We start from the raw sequence: 14,996 nt of genomic DNA on the forward strand, positions 1-14,996 counted from the left end.
GTTTTGACGATGTCACCGCCGTTTTGAGCCTGCCGGAAAAGTACCGTAAGCGCTTGAGAACGACAAACAGCGTAGAACGTCTGAATGAGGAAGTTCGCCGCCGGGAACGCGTGATTCGCATTTTTCCCAACCGGGAATCCGTCATTCGACTCATCGGTGCACTACTCATGGAACAGGACGAGAAATGGGCTTCCGGCAAGAAGTACCTCGATATGGTCGAATACCTGGAATGGCGTGAAAGCCGGCCAAAATCTGTCTCGAAAGTAACCCGAATCATGTAGCCCATTCTAGCTGAGGGATTTTACACATAAATTTGGACTTGATCGTATTAATTTTAGTCCATCATCTAAGAAATCCGTATTTGTTTGTTTTATCTCCGTTCTTTGTTTATAGAGACGCTATGACAAAGGAATTTGTTTCGCAAAACCAAATGAAATTGAAATATTTTTAATAAATAGAAAAAAAGGGTGTTCCTTAAAATGCAACTGGAACCGCATATATATGCGGTTCCATCGAACTATGCTTAAAATTTAATGGGAGTGCAACGTAATTGTTTGTGAAGCTATGCTTCCTGTGGCAGGACTTTTTGTTACCGAGCCGGTTGAATCAACTGTGTACGGTAAGATAAAAATACCCAAAATGATCAAACGGATTTCCCCAAAAAAATCGTGCATTTTTCCCCATCATCGTCGTGAGGAATTTTTACCGTTCTTTCATGAGCGCATGCTTCATCCGGTAGCTCTCGCCTTCGAATACGAGAGCTCAATATGGTCGGTTTGCAGCCGCTTCAAGGGTAAGCTCCAAATACTTACACCTTTGGACGACATAACCGCCATGAGATAATCTTCCTCAGAAAATACCGCGAGGCAAGACTGCTCTGGGAAGCACGTATCGAGACCTTCCGGGCGAGTGGACAAACCGCGTTGGCGTGGTGTGAAGCCAATCAAGTCAATTGTCGTCAGCTCTATTCCTGGATGCGTAAACTAAATGGCGCTCCGGCGTCTGCGGCAACAGAAGCCAAGTGGGTCACGGTTCAGTCAGAACAACCGTTGGCGGTGGAGGCGGAACCGTTGGTTGTTCGAATCGGTACGGCGACGATTGAAGTTAAACCAGGCTTCAACGCTCTCCTCTTCCGTAGTTCGAGTTCCAGAGGACACATGTTAAACGAACTTAGTGAAGAATTTAACCTTGACCTGTTCGCCCCCTGCCTCTTTGCGTTCTGCAACCGCCAACGGAACAAACTGAAAATCCTTCGCTGGAATCACAACGGCTTCTGGCTGTACTGCTTGACGGCCTAAAGCTTGAGCAACGTCAGGCGCATCGCCAAGTTTGTCGCCGTATATCCTGCAACTGCATGATCAATACTAATGTTACGTATAATTTTAGTCGGCTTGAGCCGGTCGTTTCGTAAAAATAAGCAGAAAGCGGTGAATCCGATGGACGCCTGCATTAATATGAGAGTGATGACCTACGGTATACGACACGGAAAAGGCATGGACGGGAAAACCAATTTGCGCCGCATAGCAAAAGAGATTGCGGAAGCACATCCGGATGTTGTTACCCTGCAGGGGGTTGACCGTTTTTCACCTCGCAGCGGCTTTCAAGATCAGTTGAACAGGCTATCTAAACAGCTCGGAATGTATTCCTGTTTCTCTCCAAGCGTAAACCTCCTCATCGTCCAATACGGTAATGCCATTCTAAGTCGCTATCCGATTATTGCAAAAAAAATTCAGTATATCGGCGGGTTGATAGAACGAAGGAGTATCCTAACGGCGAGACTGCAAATAGGAGAGGAGACGGTCATTGTATTAAATACCCATTTGGGGGTACATACAAAGGAACGGATGAAGCAGGTCCCGATTCTTTTGGAAGTTTTAAACAAGTTGGAACGGCCAGCGATTATAACTGGGGACTTTAATATGGAGATGGATGATCCTTTGATGAAACGATTTAACAACCATTGGCAAAAAATTGTGTTACAAAATAAGTTCCCAACAGTTGAGAATGGCAGAGAGATCGACCATATCTTTGTAAACATGCCGACAGAACAGGCCATAGCCAAGGTATATCCTTCCATCGTATCGGATCACTATCCGGTCATTGCAGAGATTCGTTGGAAATCCGATTGAGAGATGCGATGTCGCATCCTTCCACTCAATCCATAGATGCAGCTCGCCCCTGATGCCGCCGCTTCCGCTTTATCGCCTTGGACCTGAGCAAGTCCGTTTATCGGCTTTATTCGAAGCGAAATTAATAATCCCTCGCTTGCAACATGAGGGGAAGTGGAACGACCCGGGGGTTTATCTTTTTGAAGAAACGGTGAACCGAAGCGGAAGGTTAGTGGGGGAAGCGCTCCGGGAAGAACGCTCCTTCCGGGGGAGGATCTCCGGCGAGCTCGGGATCGTCACGAGCGGCCTTGCTCGCCGAATCTGCAAATTCGTGGGGATATCGTTCGTCAGCGCTGCCATGCGGACCGGGAGCGGACTTTGCCAAGACGGCGGAACAAACGGGATAACGCGTAGCCTATGATAAGGCCCAGCATGCCGCCGGTCAGATCGACGATGACGTCCTGATAGGTCGGCGTGCGCGCCGGCGAGAAGCGCTGGTTCCATTCGTCCAGCATCGCGACGAGCCATACGGTGAGCAGCGACAATCCGGCCACAGCCGGCGTCCGAATGCGGAACATCCGCAGAACGAGCGCGGTCGCGACGGCCAATACGGCATAGACGAACAGATGAGCGCTCTTCCGAAACAAAAACTCGATGAAGCCGAACGGGTTGACGTCCCTCCTGTATTCTTTCCCGTCGTAACGGATATCCAGTTTGGGTAACACCTTTTCCGCTTTTTCCACCGTTAGGGTCCGTTGTAAAAAAGGCTGGATCGTCTGCACCCTGTAAGGCTGCGAGGAGAGTGTAAAAATGCCTATGATGACCCCGCACAGCAGGACGAGCGCCGCGCACCGTCCCCATATCTTCCGATTCTCCATATTCCGATCGCTTCCTTCCCGCTCCTATTGCTGCGGAATCTTCTCCCCTTCTTCAGCCGTTTGCAAAATAAGCGACACCAGATCGTGAACCGCAAATCCCGCGGCCGGCCTGCTTAGCCGATACATGCCGACCCGTCCGGCAATCGCTGCGGAGGTCGCGAAGTGCCACCGCTCCAGTCCCCACGGAGGGATCAGAAACCGGCGGAACGTATGATATTGGAGCGTCGGCAACCGCGTAAGACCTTGAAGCGGCCGAATGTCCGCGTTGCCCGCGTCCGTTATCGTCAATTCGAAAACGCCGGCCAGAGGAACGGGGGCGCTGCAGAATCGGGCCGGTACGGGCACCGCATATTTGGACTCATAAATCGGAACGTAACGATCCGCTTCCATCCCCAGCCCATCCAGACTCTCCAGCCAGAGCTTCTGCTGCGGATAGGCCGGCAAAGCGATGGGAGCCCGGTCGCGCCTAACCGAAACGGCGATGACATCGTCGCTGAGAAGGGGATAGCCGAGGTTGACAAAAGCGGCGGCCAGCGTCGACTTCCCCGCACCGGAGTCGCCCACGAACGCATAAGCTTTGCCGTCAATGACAACGGCGCTTCCGTGAAGCGGCAGCGTCTGCCGTTGAATCAGCAGCGCCCCTATGCAGGTACCGAGCAAGTACAGCCGGATGGCGCTCTCATCCGCTCCCGGTGCCGGATGAACGCCGATCCGGTTCCCTCCCCGAATGCTGAAGACGGCCGTATCCGGGACACGCAGCAACAATTCATCCCCGCGAAACGCGTAGTAATCGTCGCCGCTCTCGCGCGCACTCCAGGCTTCCGACAAGTCCGTCAGACGAATGGTCGCGTCCGCCGCGGACTCCTGATCCGCAGCGGGAAGAAGCTCCCGCAGCGGGATTTCGCTGGCCAGCCTAAGTCCGAACGCCTGATATACCGTTTGCGTGTCGCAAGCGATCATTATCCTCACCCGTTTCCAATGCAGATTGACAACACGATGCAAGAGGAGGAAAGCCCCTGTACGCCGAGACGCACAGGGGCCGTTCATATAGATCCTCCGATGAGACGTTTACGAGGCATGGGGATGACCGTTATTGTGGCCTTTCCCGTTTTTATCGGGGTAGATGCCGTTAGGCCCGCCCATCGTCTGGCTGGCGTCGAGCACTTCCAGAACCGGCTGCAGCCATTCGTTCTTCGCTTGCTTCTCCATATCGTCTCACCTCCTTTCAGTAGCCGATCTTCCCCGGCCGATCCGCTACGAGAATTGCCGCAGGAACCGGCCGACGATCAAGCCTTGCATCAAAATCCGCGCATCCGGATCGTAGGCCTGCTCCGGCTTGGGCGCCGGGCCGATGATCGAGAGCGATCGCTTGATTTGATTCACGTTCACATAATGCGATACGGCGGGATCGCGGCAAAGCTGCTGCAATTCGTTCGTGAAAGCGCGCCAGCAGGGAATCATCCGATGGATCCAGTCGGCTCCTTGCACGCCCCGCACGCGTTGATTGAGGCGGATCGAGTCGGGCAAATAGCCTGCGGTCGACCTTCGAATGAGCGACCGGTCCATTCCGTCCTGAACATACTGTTCGATCGGCAGCGACAGGCAGAATCGAACGACTCTCGGATCGCTCGTCGGATCCCTCTCCCATATCGCATAGCGCAAGGAAAATTTGGTAATGGATGTCCCCTGGTGATTGGAGGCCGCCAAATTTCCGAATTGGTCCGCTCTCGCCGCGAACTCGTCGAACGGGAATTCGGCCAATCCGACGTCGCGGTTTCGAAGCTTCTCGAACACGTTCGTCCTTCGCGCCAAATCCGGGTCGATCAGTTGCGGCTGAACCGGCTGCTTGGCGGCGCCCGCAAACCGTCCGGCCAGGCCGGGATAAGCCGTCTTGGCAATGAAGCGCAGCAAACGGGATCTGCCTATGCCCATTCGTTTGCCGTAGCGTTTCAACTCCCGGTATAACCGAACCCATCTGAGCTTTCGAAGCAGTCTGGCATAGTAGTCAGGGGCGGGTCCCCACGACACGGAATAATTCCCGCGCGCTCCCGTCAACAAAACGCCGACTTCGCTCGCAGCCGCCCGTTCGAGAATGCCTTTGATCCAGAACGAATTTTCGAAAAACTTGTACGGCGCTTCCATCAGTTCCAGCAAATCGTCTACTTCCCCAAACGAGTTGCGATCCGGGAAATCCAGATAATTTTCCGATATATTTCCGATGTGCGAAGCCACCGACTTGATATAAGGACTTTCGTCGGCGGCCATTCTTTTCGGCGTCCAATCGGTAAAATCCGCGGGAGGAACGTAGCTGTAGGCATGCAGCGTTTTCCCTGCGCTGCGCAATGGAGCCGCGGCGAAGGCGATGACCGCGCCGGAGTCCAGGCCTCCGCTCAAGCTGGCGCCGACCTGCCGGAACGTCCTAAGCTTCGACGCGACGGCTTGCCGGAAAACGTCCCGGAACGCTTCTTCGTATTCTCCGTTCGACCGAAGGCGAAGCTTGCGTTCGGGCTCCGCCAATGTCCCGTATTGCTTCAGCGTCAGCTTCCCCTCCTCGATCGTCAGCGAGTGGGCCGGCGGAATCTGCTCGATCCCGCGGTACACCGTGGAATGAACGTCGACCGAATCCAGAATGATCGGAATGGCCAGAAATTCGGCAAGCCACGACTCGTTCAATTCCTTCGCGGCTCCGGGCAGAGCGAGCAGCGGACGCATCGCCGTGCAGAACGCGAATCTCCTGCCGTCGCGGCGATAATACAAGGTCCGGCTCCCCAACAGGTCGCGCGCCGCGAACAGGCGGCGCTTCCTCCGGTCCCAGACGGCGAAGGCAAAATCGCCGATCAGGTATTGAGGAGCCTCCTCTTCCCATCTGCGATAAGCCTCCAATATCAGCTCGGCGTCGGTCATCCGCGCCCGCCGTTCCCGTTCGATCCGCAGCCTGTCGAACAGTTCCTCCCGATTGTCGACGATCGCGTCCGCAGCGATGGCCAGCTGATCTCGCTCGTCGTATAGAGGCAATCGCTCGTGTCTGGACTCGGGCGTGATCCACTGGGCCCGGCATCCCAGGAAGACGGGACCTTCCTGCCAGACTCCCGTCTCGTCGGCCGGATAGATTCGCAAAGCTTCCATTAACCTGCTGCCGTCCTCCGGGGATGCGGCTTCCCCGCCGCAGCACAAAATACCGGCTATAGCGCTCATCTTGTGGCCTTCGATCCGCCTCCTTTCGATCTTCGGGCGCAGGCGCGGCCTTCGGACGCTATGATAGAATGGACGTACGCGCACGAGAGAAACGGAGGGGTAACCTTGGATTCCAACAACGGCAACATCGCTTGGCAACGCTCCAATCTCACCCGTCAAGACCGCCAACTGAAAAACCGTCATCCGAGCTGCGTTCTGTGGTTCACGGGATTGCCCGGTTCCGGAAAATCGACGCTTGCGTTTGCATTGGAACAAGAATTGTTCGCCCGGAATGTCTCGGCTTACGTATTGGACGGAGACAATATCCGGCACGGGCTGGGCCGCGATCTCGGATTTTCGGCCGACGACCGGAAGGAGAACGTCCGGAGAGTCGGCGAAGTCTCGAAGCTGTTCGTCGATGCCGGCCTGTTCGTGCTGGCTGCGCTCATCTCGCCGAACAGCTCCGACCGCCGGATGGTCCGGGAGATGTTCGAGCCGGGCGATTTTATCGAAATCTACGTCAGATGCTCGCTTACGGAATGCGAGAAGCGGGACCCGAAAGGCTTGTACAAAAAGGCAAGAAACGGCCAAATCCCCAACTTCACCGGCATCGGCGCGAACTACGACGTCCCCGAGAGTCCCGACCTGGTGCTGGATACGGAGCAGCAGACGGTCCCCGAATCCGTCGCCGTCCTGATCCGATACCTGGAAGAACGGAACTATCTGACGCTCCGTTGATTCTCGTCCCGGATCATGACTTCTCCCCGCTCCATCACAATGACCTGATCGGCGTTGCGGATCGTCGACAGGCGGTGGGCGATGACGATCAGCGTCATCTTCCCCTTCAGCCTGTCGATCGCTTCCTGGATTCGCTCCTCGTTCTCGGTATCCAGCGCGCTTGTCGCCTCGTCCAGCACCAGAATCGAAGGCCGGCGGAGGATGGCTCTGGCCAGCACGATCCGTTGGCGCTCCCCGCCCGACAGCCGGACCCCTCGGTCGCCGACGACCGTATCGAGCCCTTCGGGCAGGCGCTCCACAAATGTATCGGAAGCGGAAAACCGCAGCGCTTCCCACATTTCCGCCTCGTCGGCGTCCGGACGGACGATTCGAAGGTTCTCCCGGATGCTGGCGTGGAACAGGAACGGGTCTTGGGGAACGTAGCTGACGGCGTGCCGAAGGGCGATCCGTTTGTCCGGCGTAACCGGAACCCCGTCGATCAGGACCGTCCCGCGCTCCGGTTCCAGAAGTCCCATCAGAATATCGACCAATGTGCTCTTGCCCGCGCCCGACTTGCCGATAACCGCCGTCATCCTCCCTGCAGGAATATGGACGGATACGTCGCGCAGAGCGTATTCGGCGGAATGATCCTTGCCGTACCGGAAATAGACGTTGCGGCATTCGATGCCCTGCGTCACCGGCAAGGACCGGATCCGGCCGAAGCTGTCATCTCCATCCGGCTCCCGGGCTTCGCCGCACTCGCGTTCCAATTGCCGGAGGCTCCGGAACGCGGGAATGGCGGAGACGATCTGCTCGGCGCCGGCTTGGACCGCCGTGAACCGCGGCCATAAGCGCGCGAAAATGATCACGATCAGCACGAGCTGGCTCGCGGCCACCCGGAACACCTCGAAGGCCAAATAGACGAACAGCGCGATCAGCGCGGCCGCCGCGATCTTGTACAAGCATTCCGTCGTCGCCTGGAGCCTGGAGAACGAGACGAAGTTGGCTTCCATTCGGCCGGTTAAGTTGCGAAACCAGGCGAGGTAGGACGATTCGAGCCGGTTGCTCTTGATATCCTTGATTCCGTTGAATTGATCGGTCAAACCTGCGTAATAGCTTTCCGACAATTCGCCGGTCTCGTTCCCGACCTCTTTGGCGCGGCGAATTTTTTTGCGCATGACGATTGCGATCGCCGCGCCGCTGATCAGCACGACGATCGTCAGCTTCGCCGACAGCCAGAAGGCAAACCCGATCTGAATGACGGTGAAGACAAGCGAGGACGTAAGCTGAAGCAGCAAATACGTGGCCTGACTGACCCGCGCCAATTCGAAAGTCAGCAGATGATGAAAATCCGACTTCCGCCGCCGGAGGAAAAAAAACCAGTTCGACCGCATTAACGCTTCGTAGAAGCGAAGCCGCAAGTGCCGGATAAACCCTTGCTGCAGTCGGGCGCTCTGAATGCTCTGCTCTCTCTTCAGCAGCGCTTGGACGGCCACGACCAAGAAGTAAACCGCAAGAAGCGCGGGCAGCGCATAAGAAGCGGGCATCCCTCGCAGCGCATCGAGCCAGCCCGCGACCAGCGGGATGTTCTCCGCACCCGAGCCGAAGAAGCCGAGCAGACCGAGCATGGGCGCGAGCAAATAGATGCCGACCCCGTCGAAAAAACCGAGGCCGATCATGGCGGCGAGCTGAGCGTAAAGCCGGATGCCCGCAAACCTCCGCAGCCGGTTCATGTAAAACCACAGATCCGTCATCCGTTCTCCTCATCTCTCACGTTTGCTGCCGCACTTGTCTCCATAACCAGACGAACGGCCGTAAAGGAAAATAAAGAAAATAGAGCGGCTTGGGCAGCGGCAGCGCCTCGGCGTCCCTGAAGCTGGGGTATAGGCGGCTGATGGCGAACCGCCATTTTTGCCGCGTCGTTTTCAGTTCGAACAAGTACCGTTTGTACGTTCGCGCCAACTCTCCGTTACGCGGAACGGGCGATAGCGGGACCTCGTTCCGGATGAAGCGAAGCGAGCGCTGCGCCAAATCGCGCCCGCGTCCGGCGGAGATGTCGGACCTCATCGCGTCCGGAATCGGCGTATGAAGCAGAGCGGATGCGAGCACGAACGCCTGACCCGCCAGATCGAGGGCATCGTAGCGTCTGAGGAGGACGAGGAGTCTGTCCCAATCCAGGCCGCGTCGCGCCATCCGGTCGATATCCGCCAGCCATCGGAGCCGGAACCAGCCGTGGCGGGCGCCGTGAGTCACGAGATACATGAACAGATGTTCGTCCCCAGGCATATGCACACCGCCGGAGACGAGCGGACTGCGCTGTCTCCCGCTCCAGAGCTCCTCGAACGGCGGCTCCTTGCCCCCATCGCCGTTAAGCCGCCAGTGCGCTTCCACCTGAATTCCGGTTTGCGGATGCGTGAAGGAAATATGGTGAAATTTCCACTTCCAGTCGCCGAGCCCGCGCGGAATCGGCCGATCCGCCGCATAGCCGAGCTCCCGCAAAAGGCTTTCCGCCCGATCGACGTCGGCGACGGGGATCAAAATGTCCAAATCTTTGCACGTCCGCAGCGACAAGTCCCCATACAGATGCCGGGCAAGCGCCGGTCCCTTCAACACCAGCGAGCGCATGCCCCGCTCCTCCAGCAATCCGCACACGCGTTCCATCTCCCCGCTTAAGCGGAGCATTCTCAACGTATTAAGCCGATAATCCTGATCGACGGCTTGCAGGACATCGGACGGAATCAATCCGCTTACGCCCGCATTCGTCCGAATCTGCGGATAGACGCGGTGATGCCGGACCAGCTTCAAAAATTGATTCCAATCGATGTTCGGCAACGGAGGCTTCCGCGAACGGCGATCCTCCGGCCCGGCATCCGTCCTCAGCGCCTCCAGCATCACGTTCAGTTCTTCGGGAAAGGCGCTTAAGTCAAGGCTGAATGGTTTGTCCATGTTCGGGCACCTTCAATCTCTCCTGTACGATTTAACCGTTCCGAATGCCGCCACCTTCGTGAACAGGCGCCGTTCTCCGGCTCCCGTCAAATAAATCGGACCGCTCCGGAGCCAGGCATGTGCAATCAGGTTCCCCCGCTCGTCCTTGGCCGTACCCAAGTACAGCGTGCTGTCCATATGGCGCCGCTCCAGCATTTTCTTGGCGGCAAGCGCCTGAACCAGACATTGGCTCTCCCAGAACGTATGGCGGCTCATGACCCGGACCGCCTCCGAAATTTGCCGGATCGTTCGTTCCGCGGTCAGGTCGTGAACGAACGGCGTCTCCGTCATCGGCCTGCCGAGCGAAGGAGCGAGCCGCGAGAAGGGCAGCAGCTTCATTACCCGCGCCCACGCCAGGAAGATGAACGCCTCCAGCATGAGCCGCCTCCTCTCCGCCGGCCAGTTCATAAACTTCCTCACCTTGCGCATCAAGACGGGCGAACCTCGATCAGCGATTCCCGCTGCAAGCTCCGCAGGAACTCGGCGACTTGCCGCTCGCACGTCGCCCGATCGACTTCATATTCCTTCATCAGCTCGTCTACCAGCCGGGCAACCGCAACCGGAGCGGCGATCAGATCCCAGATTCTCCCTCCCACCCGGCCGAGATTGTAATACTTGCCGGAGCGGATGCTGAACATGACCTTCTCCCCGTTCATATCGCTCACGATATTTCCTTCCTTCTGGACGATTGTTTGATCGGCATAGCGTTGGTCCGTCATTGCCCCTGTTCTCCTTCCCCTGCGATGCGAATAATGGCCGCCGCGAGACGGCGGGCCGTAAATCCTTCCAGCGGCCGCTGCAGCTGGCAAACCTTGACGCGAGACGAGACGCTTGCGGCCGTACGGAAATGCCAGTCCGCGAGCCCGAGCCGCGGGATCAGCCAATTCCGGTACGTATGCATGAGAATGACGCGCAACCGCTCCAGATTGCTCAGCCTTCTGACGGCGATCTTCCCCCGGTTCGAGATCGCCAGTTCGAACACGCCCGCCAGCGGGATCGGATCGGAACTGAACCGGGAACCTGCCGGCACGGCAAATTTTTCGGTCTCTTGGTAAATGGGACGGTACGGTCCGCTCGCGATTCCGAGTCCTTCGAGGCTTTCCCGCCACAGCTTCTGCTGCGGATAAGACGGCATGACGACCGGTGTCCCGTCTTCGGCGCAGGAGACCGCCACGACATCGTCGCTGACGAGCCGGTGCCCCATGCCGACAAAAGCCGCGGCCAGCGTCGACTTGCCGATGCCCGAGTCGCCGAGGAATGCGTAGGCTCGTCCGTCGATGGCGACCGCGCTTCCGTGCAAGGGAAGCACCCGGCGGAACATGAGCAGAGCGCCGAGACACGTGCCGAGCAAATAGACGCGCACCTTCTCGGGATCCGCGCCGGGAAGCGGCGCAACGGTAACGGTGCGCCCGTCCTCGATGCAGTAAACGGCGGTATCCGGAATGAGGAACAGAAACCGTCTGCCTGCGCGCGAGAAGGAGAAGTTGCTGCCGCAGGCTTCCAGCTCCTCCCGCAAGCGATCCGGCTTGGCCGTATCGATCACGATATCCGCGGGTTCCCCTTCGATCCCGTCGCCGTTTAGAGGCAATTCGGGAAGAGGGATTCGGCTGGATATGCGCAGACCGAAAGCCCGATGAACCGTCGGACGTACGGCGATTTTCATGTCGTTCACCTTCCTCGCTTTTTTCTGGCAAATGGAAAGGCGGCGTCCTTATACCGTCCGGAACGGATTGTATAAGGACGCAAGATGAGGAAGCTGCCGATCAACTCGGAGAGTAAATGTCCATGTCTTCTGTCGTGACGAAGTCGATATTCGTCATGCCTTTCCCGTACATCGTTTCGCTGACGTTCAGCGTTTCGAGCTCGGGCGTCTGCCATTCTTGTTTCGCGCGGATTTCCATTTGGATCACCTCCTTTCATGCAAACCCTTTCATGAAAATCACAGGCGGCTCTTCAGGCAAACCGCTTGATGAACCGGCCGAGGATCAGACTGCGCATAAGCAGCCGCATCTCCGGGTGAAACGCGAGCTCCGGACGCGGCTCCCGCCCCACCCCCGCAACGGCCGCCCGAATTCGTTCGACGTGAAGGTAGGCGGCAACGGCCGGATCGTCGCACAGTCTCGTCAGCTCCGCAGTCAGCCGCGGCCACGAAGGCGCGGCGCGGTGAATCCAATCCGCTCCCTGTATGCCCCGAACGCGCTGATTCAGTCTGACTTCGTCGGGCAATACGGACTTCGTCCCCCGGCGGACGAGCGCGCGGTCCATCCCGTCCCGCACGTACTGCTGCAGCGGAACGGCCAGGCAGAAGCGGACGACCCGCAGATCGCAGGTCGGATCGCGCTCCCATACGCCGTACCGCAGCGACAGCTTCGTCGCCGTCGCGCCGTTTTTGTTCGCGGCTGCCAAGCTGCCGAGCTTGTCCTTGCGAAGCTGGACGGCGTTCGCGGCCGGGGAGCCGCCCGACCCGTCGCGGCTGCTGCGCAGCCTGGCGAAGACGCCCGTCCGCCGGGCGAAATCGGGATGAATGAGCATCGACGGAAGATCCGCGGCCGGTTGCGAATGCCCGGCGAGGCCGGGGAAGGCCAGCTTCCCGATCGCCGGCAGCAGCCGCCTTCTGCCGATCCCCTTGTTCGCGCCATACAGCTTTAGCTCCCGCAGGAGGCGCAGCCATTTCATTCGTTTGAGCAGCAAGGCGTAATAATCCAGGGCGGGCCCCCACGAGATCGTGAAATTCCCGCGCGCGCCGGTGAGCAGAATGCCCGCTCCCTGCCTGCCGGCCCGCTCGTAGATTCCTTTGAGCCAGTGCGAATTTTCAAAAAACTTGTACGGAGCTTCCAGCAATTCCAGCCATTCGTCCACCTCGCTGAACGGGCTGAGCCCCTCGAAGTCCAAATCCGCCTGCACGATGTTGCCGACATGCCGGACCGTCGCCCGGATGAACGGCCGCTCGTCGGCCGCCGTACCGCCCGGCGTCCAGTCGGTAAAATCCCGGGCCGGAACGCTGCTGTATGCGTACAGCGTCTTCCCTTCCCGCTGCAGCTCCCGCGCGGCGAAGCCCGCGACCGCTCCCGAATCAAGGCCGCCGCTCAGCGTCGCCGCGACCTCGCGGAACGTGCGCAGCCGGCATCGGACGGCCTCGCCGAACACTTCCCGGAACGCCTCCTCGTATTCGCCGTCCGACTTCAGCCGCAGCGTGCCGCCCGGCTCCAGCGTGCCGTAGCGGGCCAGCGAGATGCGCCCGTCCGAGACGGCGATCGCATGGCCCGGCGGAACTTGCCGGATCTGCCGGTACGGCGTCGCCCCGGGGTCCGTGCACTCGAACATTTCCGGAATCGCCATAAATTCCGCGAGCCACGCTTCGTCGAGCCCCTTCGGCGTATCCCGCAATGCGAGCAGCGGCGCGATGGTCGTGCAGAAGGCAAAGCGCCGATCGCTGCCATGATAATAAAGCGAGCGGCTGCCGAACGTGTCCCGCGCGCCGAACAGCAGCCGGCGGTCCTCGTCCCAGATCATAAACGCGAAGTCGCCGACGAGAGCGGCCGGCGCCTCCCGCCCCCATCTCCGGTAAGCGAGCAATATCAGCTCGCTGTCCATCATGCCGCTGCGGCGGGAAGGCGGCACCTGCAGGCGGTCGAACAATTCCCGGCGGTTGTCGAGGATGGCGTCGGCCGCGATCCGGAGCCGGCTGCCCGGCTCGCCTTCCGGCATCCGCTCGGCGACCGATTCGGGCGTGATGCGCCGGATGCGGCAGCCGAGGAACGCCGGTCCGCCGCTCCACGTGCGGACATCGTCGGCTATATACGGCCGCATGGCGTCCATCATGGCCTCGCTGTCCGCAGGGTCCGCATCCTGTCCGTCGAATCGGACGATGCCGGCGAGCGCGCTCACTTCTTCCCTCCTCCCCCGGCCATGACCGAGGCGAGCCGCGACAGGCGATGGCCGAACGGAATCGCCGACTTCAGCCAGTCCGCTTTCCGCTTCATGGCGGCAAGCTGCGACCGAAGCCGCCGCTGCTCCAGAATGCCGGTCTCGAGCCGCTGCTCGAGCGTGCGGACGGTCATCTGCAATTGCCGTATCTGGGAATGCAAAAGCGGCTCGTCCGGCTCCGGCGCGTTCTGAACCTCGCTCAAGCGGACCGGAAGATCGGTGCGCATCCGATAGTCCGCCTCCCAACTGCGCCCGGTCGCCTCCGTGAACTGCCTGGTCCGCAGCGCCATCAGATCGCGGTCCGGCTCCGGGTCGAAGCGGACGCCCGTCCGCTTCTCCGCCTCTTCCAGTTCCTCGCCGTACCCGAGCTCGGCGAACAGCTTCGCCCCGAGCATGCGCCCGTACAGCTCCGTCTCTTGCTTCGAGAGGATTTCCTTCCAGGCGTGGACGGAATCCCCGTGCGGTGCGGCATGATCGGCTACGAACGGATCGCCGACGCCCATGCTGAAATACAGATCGGATTTGGAAGAGAACCGGCTGGCGCCGTAATGCTCCAGCCCTTCCTCGTAGTCCACGCCGAGGAAGCGGCAAGCCCCGGCGAGCTCGGCCTTCGGCGCCGCGACCAGCTTCTCGTAATGCAGCCGATAGGCGTAAGCATCGGGGCGGGCGAAGTAACGGCAGTAGCGGAGCAGGCCGACCGTCAGATCGACGGCTTTGATCTCGAATGCGGGGCTGCGCAGCATTCGCGCCACATCGAGCGCCTCGCCCCGAAACGCGCCGAGCTTCTTGTAGGAAGCAAGCACCGCGAACGGGTTGCGAATGAGCCAGATTCGCCGGGAGCGCGGGAACAAGGCGTCCAGGAACTCCAGCAAATAGTAGTACCTCGGCGACTTGTCGATCACGAGTTCGGCGCCGCCGCCGCCGCGCAGCAGTCCGTTGTAAACTTGGAGCGCGAACGACCTGCACGCCTCCGTGAACATCTCCTCCGTCAGCACGCCGTTGAAGAACCGGTCCAGGATGGCCCCGCCGCCGTAAGCTCGCCTCGGCGCCGACTTCAAATCCAGCAGGCTCATCAGAAACCACATCTCCTGCGTGGCGAATATTTTGCTGTGATTTTGCAGCATCACCGTCGCGAGGGAGCTACCGCTTCTGGGCGTGCAGAGCAGAAAGACCAGATTGTTGCCGTGCGCGTCGACCATCCGGGTTC

16 protein-coding genes are annotated in these 14,996 nt (G+C 59.1%); 4 read left to right on the top strand and 12 right to left on the bottom strand.

Going from position 1 to position 14,996, the window contains the following annotated elements; translation table 11 throughout:
* From G485_RS0111640 to G485_RS0111650, 3 genes are all read left to right on the top strand, one after another.
* The coding region (locus G485_RS0111640) for an IS256 family transposase (RefSeq protein ID WP_027092706.1) at window positions 1-281 on the top strand (281 nt) is incomplete at its 5' end.
* 591 nt (window positions 282-872) lie between these two features.
* Window positions 873-1,298: an IS66 family insertion sequence element accessory protein TnpA gene (tnpA, locus tag G485_RS29035; RefSeq protein ID WP_420805766.1), complete on the top strand. Its 426-nt coding sequence runs from the start codon at window positions 873-875 to the stop codon at window positions 1,296-1,298.
* 138 nt (window positions 1,299-1,436) lie between these two features.
* On the top strand, window positions 1,437-2,129 hold the full coding sequence (locus G485_RS0111650; protein WP_027092708.1) for an endonuclease/exonuclease/phosphatase family protein: 693 nt from the start codon (window positions 1,437-1,439) through the stop codon (window positions 2,127-2,129).
* A gap of 326 nt (window positions 2,130-2,455) precedes the next feature.
* On the opposite strand, the gene G485_RS26150 is transcribed toward G485_RS0111650, so the two are convergent.
* From G485_RS26150 to G485_RS0111670, 4 genes are all read right to left on the bottom strand, one after another.
* Window positions 2,456-2,986: a VanZ family protein gene (locus G485_RS26150; protein WP_051318207.1), complete on the bottom strand. Its 531-nt coding sequence runs from the start codon at window positions 2,984-2,986 to the stop codon at window positions 2,456-2,458.
* Between the two features lie 24 nt (window positions 2,987-3,010).
* Complete coding sequence (locus G485_RS0111660) at window positions 3,011-3,946, bottom strand: phosphoenolpyruvate carboxykinase (ATP) (protein WP_027092709.1); 936 nt, start codon at window positions 3,944-3,946, stop codon at window positions 3,011-3,013.
* Window positions 3,947-4,054: 108 nt separating this feature from the next.
* A complete protein-coding gene (locus G485_RS29895; RefSeq protein ID WP_156922296.1) occupies window positions 4,055-4,195 on the bottom strand; it encodes a paeninodin family lasso peptide in 141 nt (46 codons plus the stop codon).
* 45 nt (window positions 4,196-4,240) lie between these two features.
* Window positions 4,241-6,181 carry an asparagine synthetase B family protein gene (locus tag G485_RS0111670; protein WP_027092710.1) on the bottom strand — a complete coding sequence of 647 codons (1,941 nt, stop codon included), beginning with the start codon at window positions 6,179-6,181 and terminating at the stop codon, window positions 4,241-4,243.
* Window positions 6,182-6,286: 105 nt separating this feature from the next.
* On the opposite strand from G485_RS0111670, the gene cysC reads away from it, so the two are divergent.
* Complete coding sequence (gene cysC / locus G485_RS0111675; protein ID WP_027092711.1) at window positions 6,287-6,898, top strand: adenylyl-sulfate kinase; 612 nt, start codon at window positions 6,287-6,289, stop codon at window positions 6,896-6,898.
* Here cysC and G485_RS0111680 read toward each other — a convergent pair.
* From G485_RS0111680 to G485_RS26155, 8 genes are all read right to left on the bottom strand, one after another.
* Window positions 6,880-8,631, bottom strand: coding sequence for an ABC transporter ATP-binding protein (locus tag G485_RS0111680; protein WP_027092712.1), 1,752 nt, complete (start codon window positions 8,629-8,631; stop codon window positions 6,880-6,882). The genes cysC and G485_RS0111680 overlap by 19 nt on opposite strands.
* 16 nt (window positions 8,632-8,647) lie before the next feature.
* Window positions 8,648-9,823 (bottom strand): nucleotidyltransferase domain-containing protein, encoded by a 1,176-nt coding sequence (locus G485_RS0111685; protein ID WP_027092713.1) that lies wholly within the window; start codon window positions 9,821-9,823, stop codon window positions 8,648-8,650.
* A gap of 12 nt (window positions 9,824-9,835) precedes the next feature.
* On the bottom strand, window positions 9,836-10,270 hold the full coding sequence (locus G485_RS0111690; RefSeq protein ID WP_035155865.1) for a lasso peptide biosynthesis B2 protein: 435 nt from the start codon (window positions 10,268-10,270) through the stop codon (window positions 9,836-9,838).
* 20 nt (window positions 10,271-10,290) lie between these two features.
* The gene (locus G485_RS0111695; RefSeq protein ID WP_027092715.1) at window positions 10,291-10,581 is read right to left on the bottom strand and encodes a lasso peptide biosynthesis PqqD family chaperone; all 291 of its coding nucleotides are present in this window, start codon (window positions 10,579-10,581) and stop codon (window positions 10,291-10,293) included.
* Complete coding sequence (locus G485_RS0111700; RefSeq protein ID WP_027092716.1) at window positions 10,578-11,525, bottom strand: HPr kinase/phosphorylase; 948 nt, start codon at window positions 11,523-11,525, stop codon at window positions 10,578-10,580. The genes G485_RS0111695 and G485_RS0111700 overlap by 4 nt, the downstream gene beginning before the upstream one ends.
* A gap of 100 nt (window positions 11,526-11,625) precedes the next feature.
* On the bottom strand, window positions 11,626-11,763 hold the full coding sequence (locus tag G485_RS29900) for a paeninodin family lasso peptide (RefSeq protein WP_156922298.1): 138 nt from the start codon (window positions 11,761-11,763) through the stop codon (window positions 11,626-11,628).
* 52 nt (window positions 11,764-11,815) lie between these two features.
* The gene (locus G485_RS0111710; protein ID WP_027092717.1) at window positions 11,816-13,750 is read right to left on the bottom strand and encodes an asparagine synthase-related protein; all 1,935 of its coding nucleotides are present in this window, start codon (window positions 13,748-13,750) and stop codon (window positions 11,816-11,818) included.
* Entirely contained in the window at window positions 13,747-14,988 is a 1,242-nt protein-coding gene (locus G485_RS26155) for a sulfotransferase family protein (protein ID WP_035155866.1), read from the bottom strand. The genes G485_RS0111710 and G485_RS26155 overlap by 4 nt, the downstream gene beginning before the upstream one ends.
* Between the last annotated feature and the right edge of the window lie 8 nt (window positions 14,989-14,996).

Origin of the sequence: Cohnella thermotolerans DSM 17683, from assembly GCF_000429825.1 — a bacterium.
Taxonomy (GTDB): Bacteria; Bacillota; Bacilli; order Paenibacillales; family Paenibacillaceae; genus Cohnella; species Cohnella thermotolerans.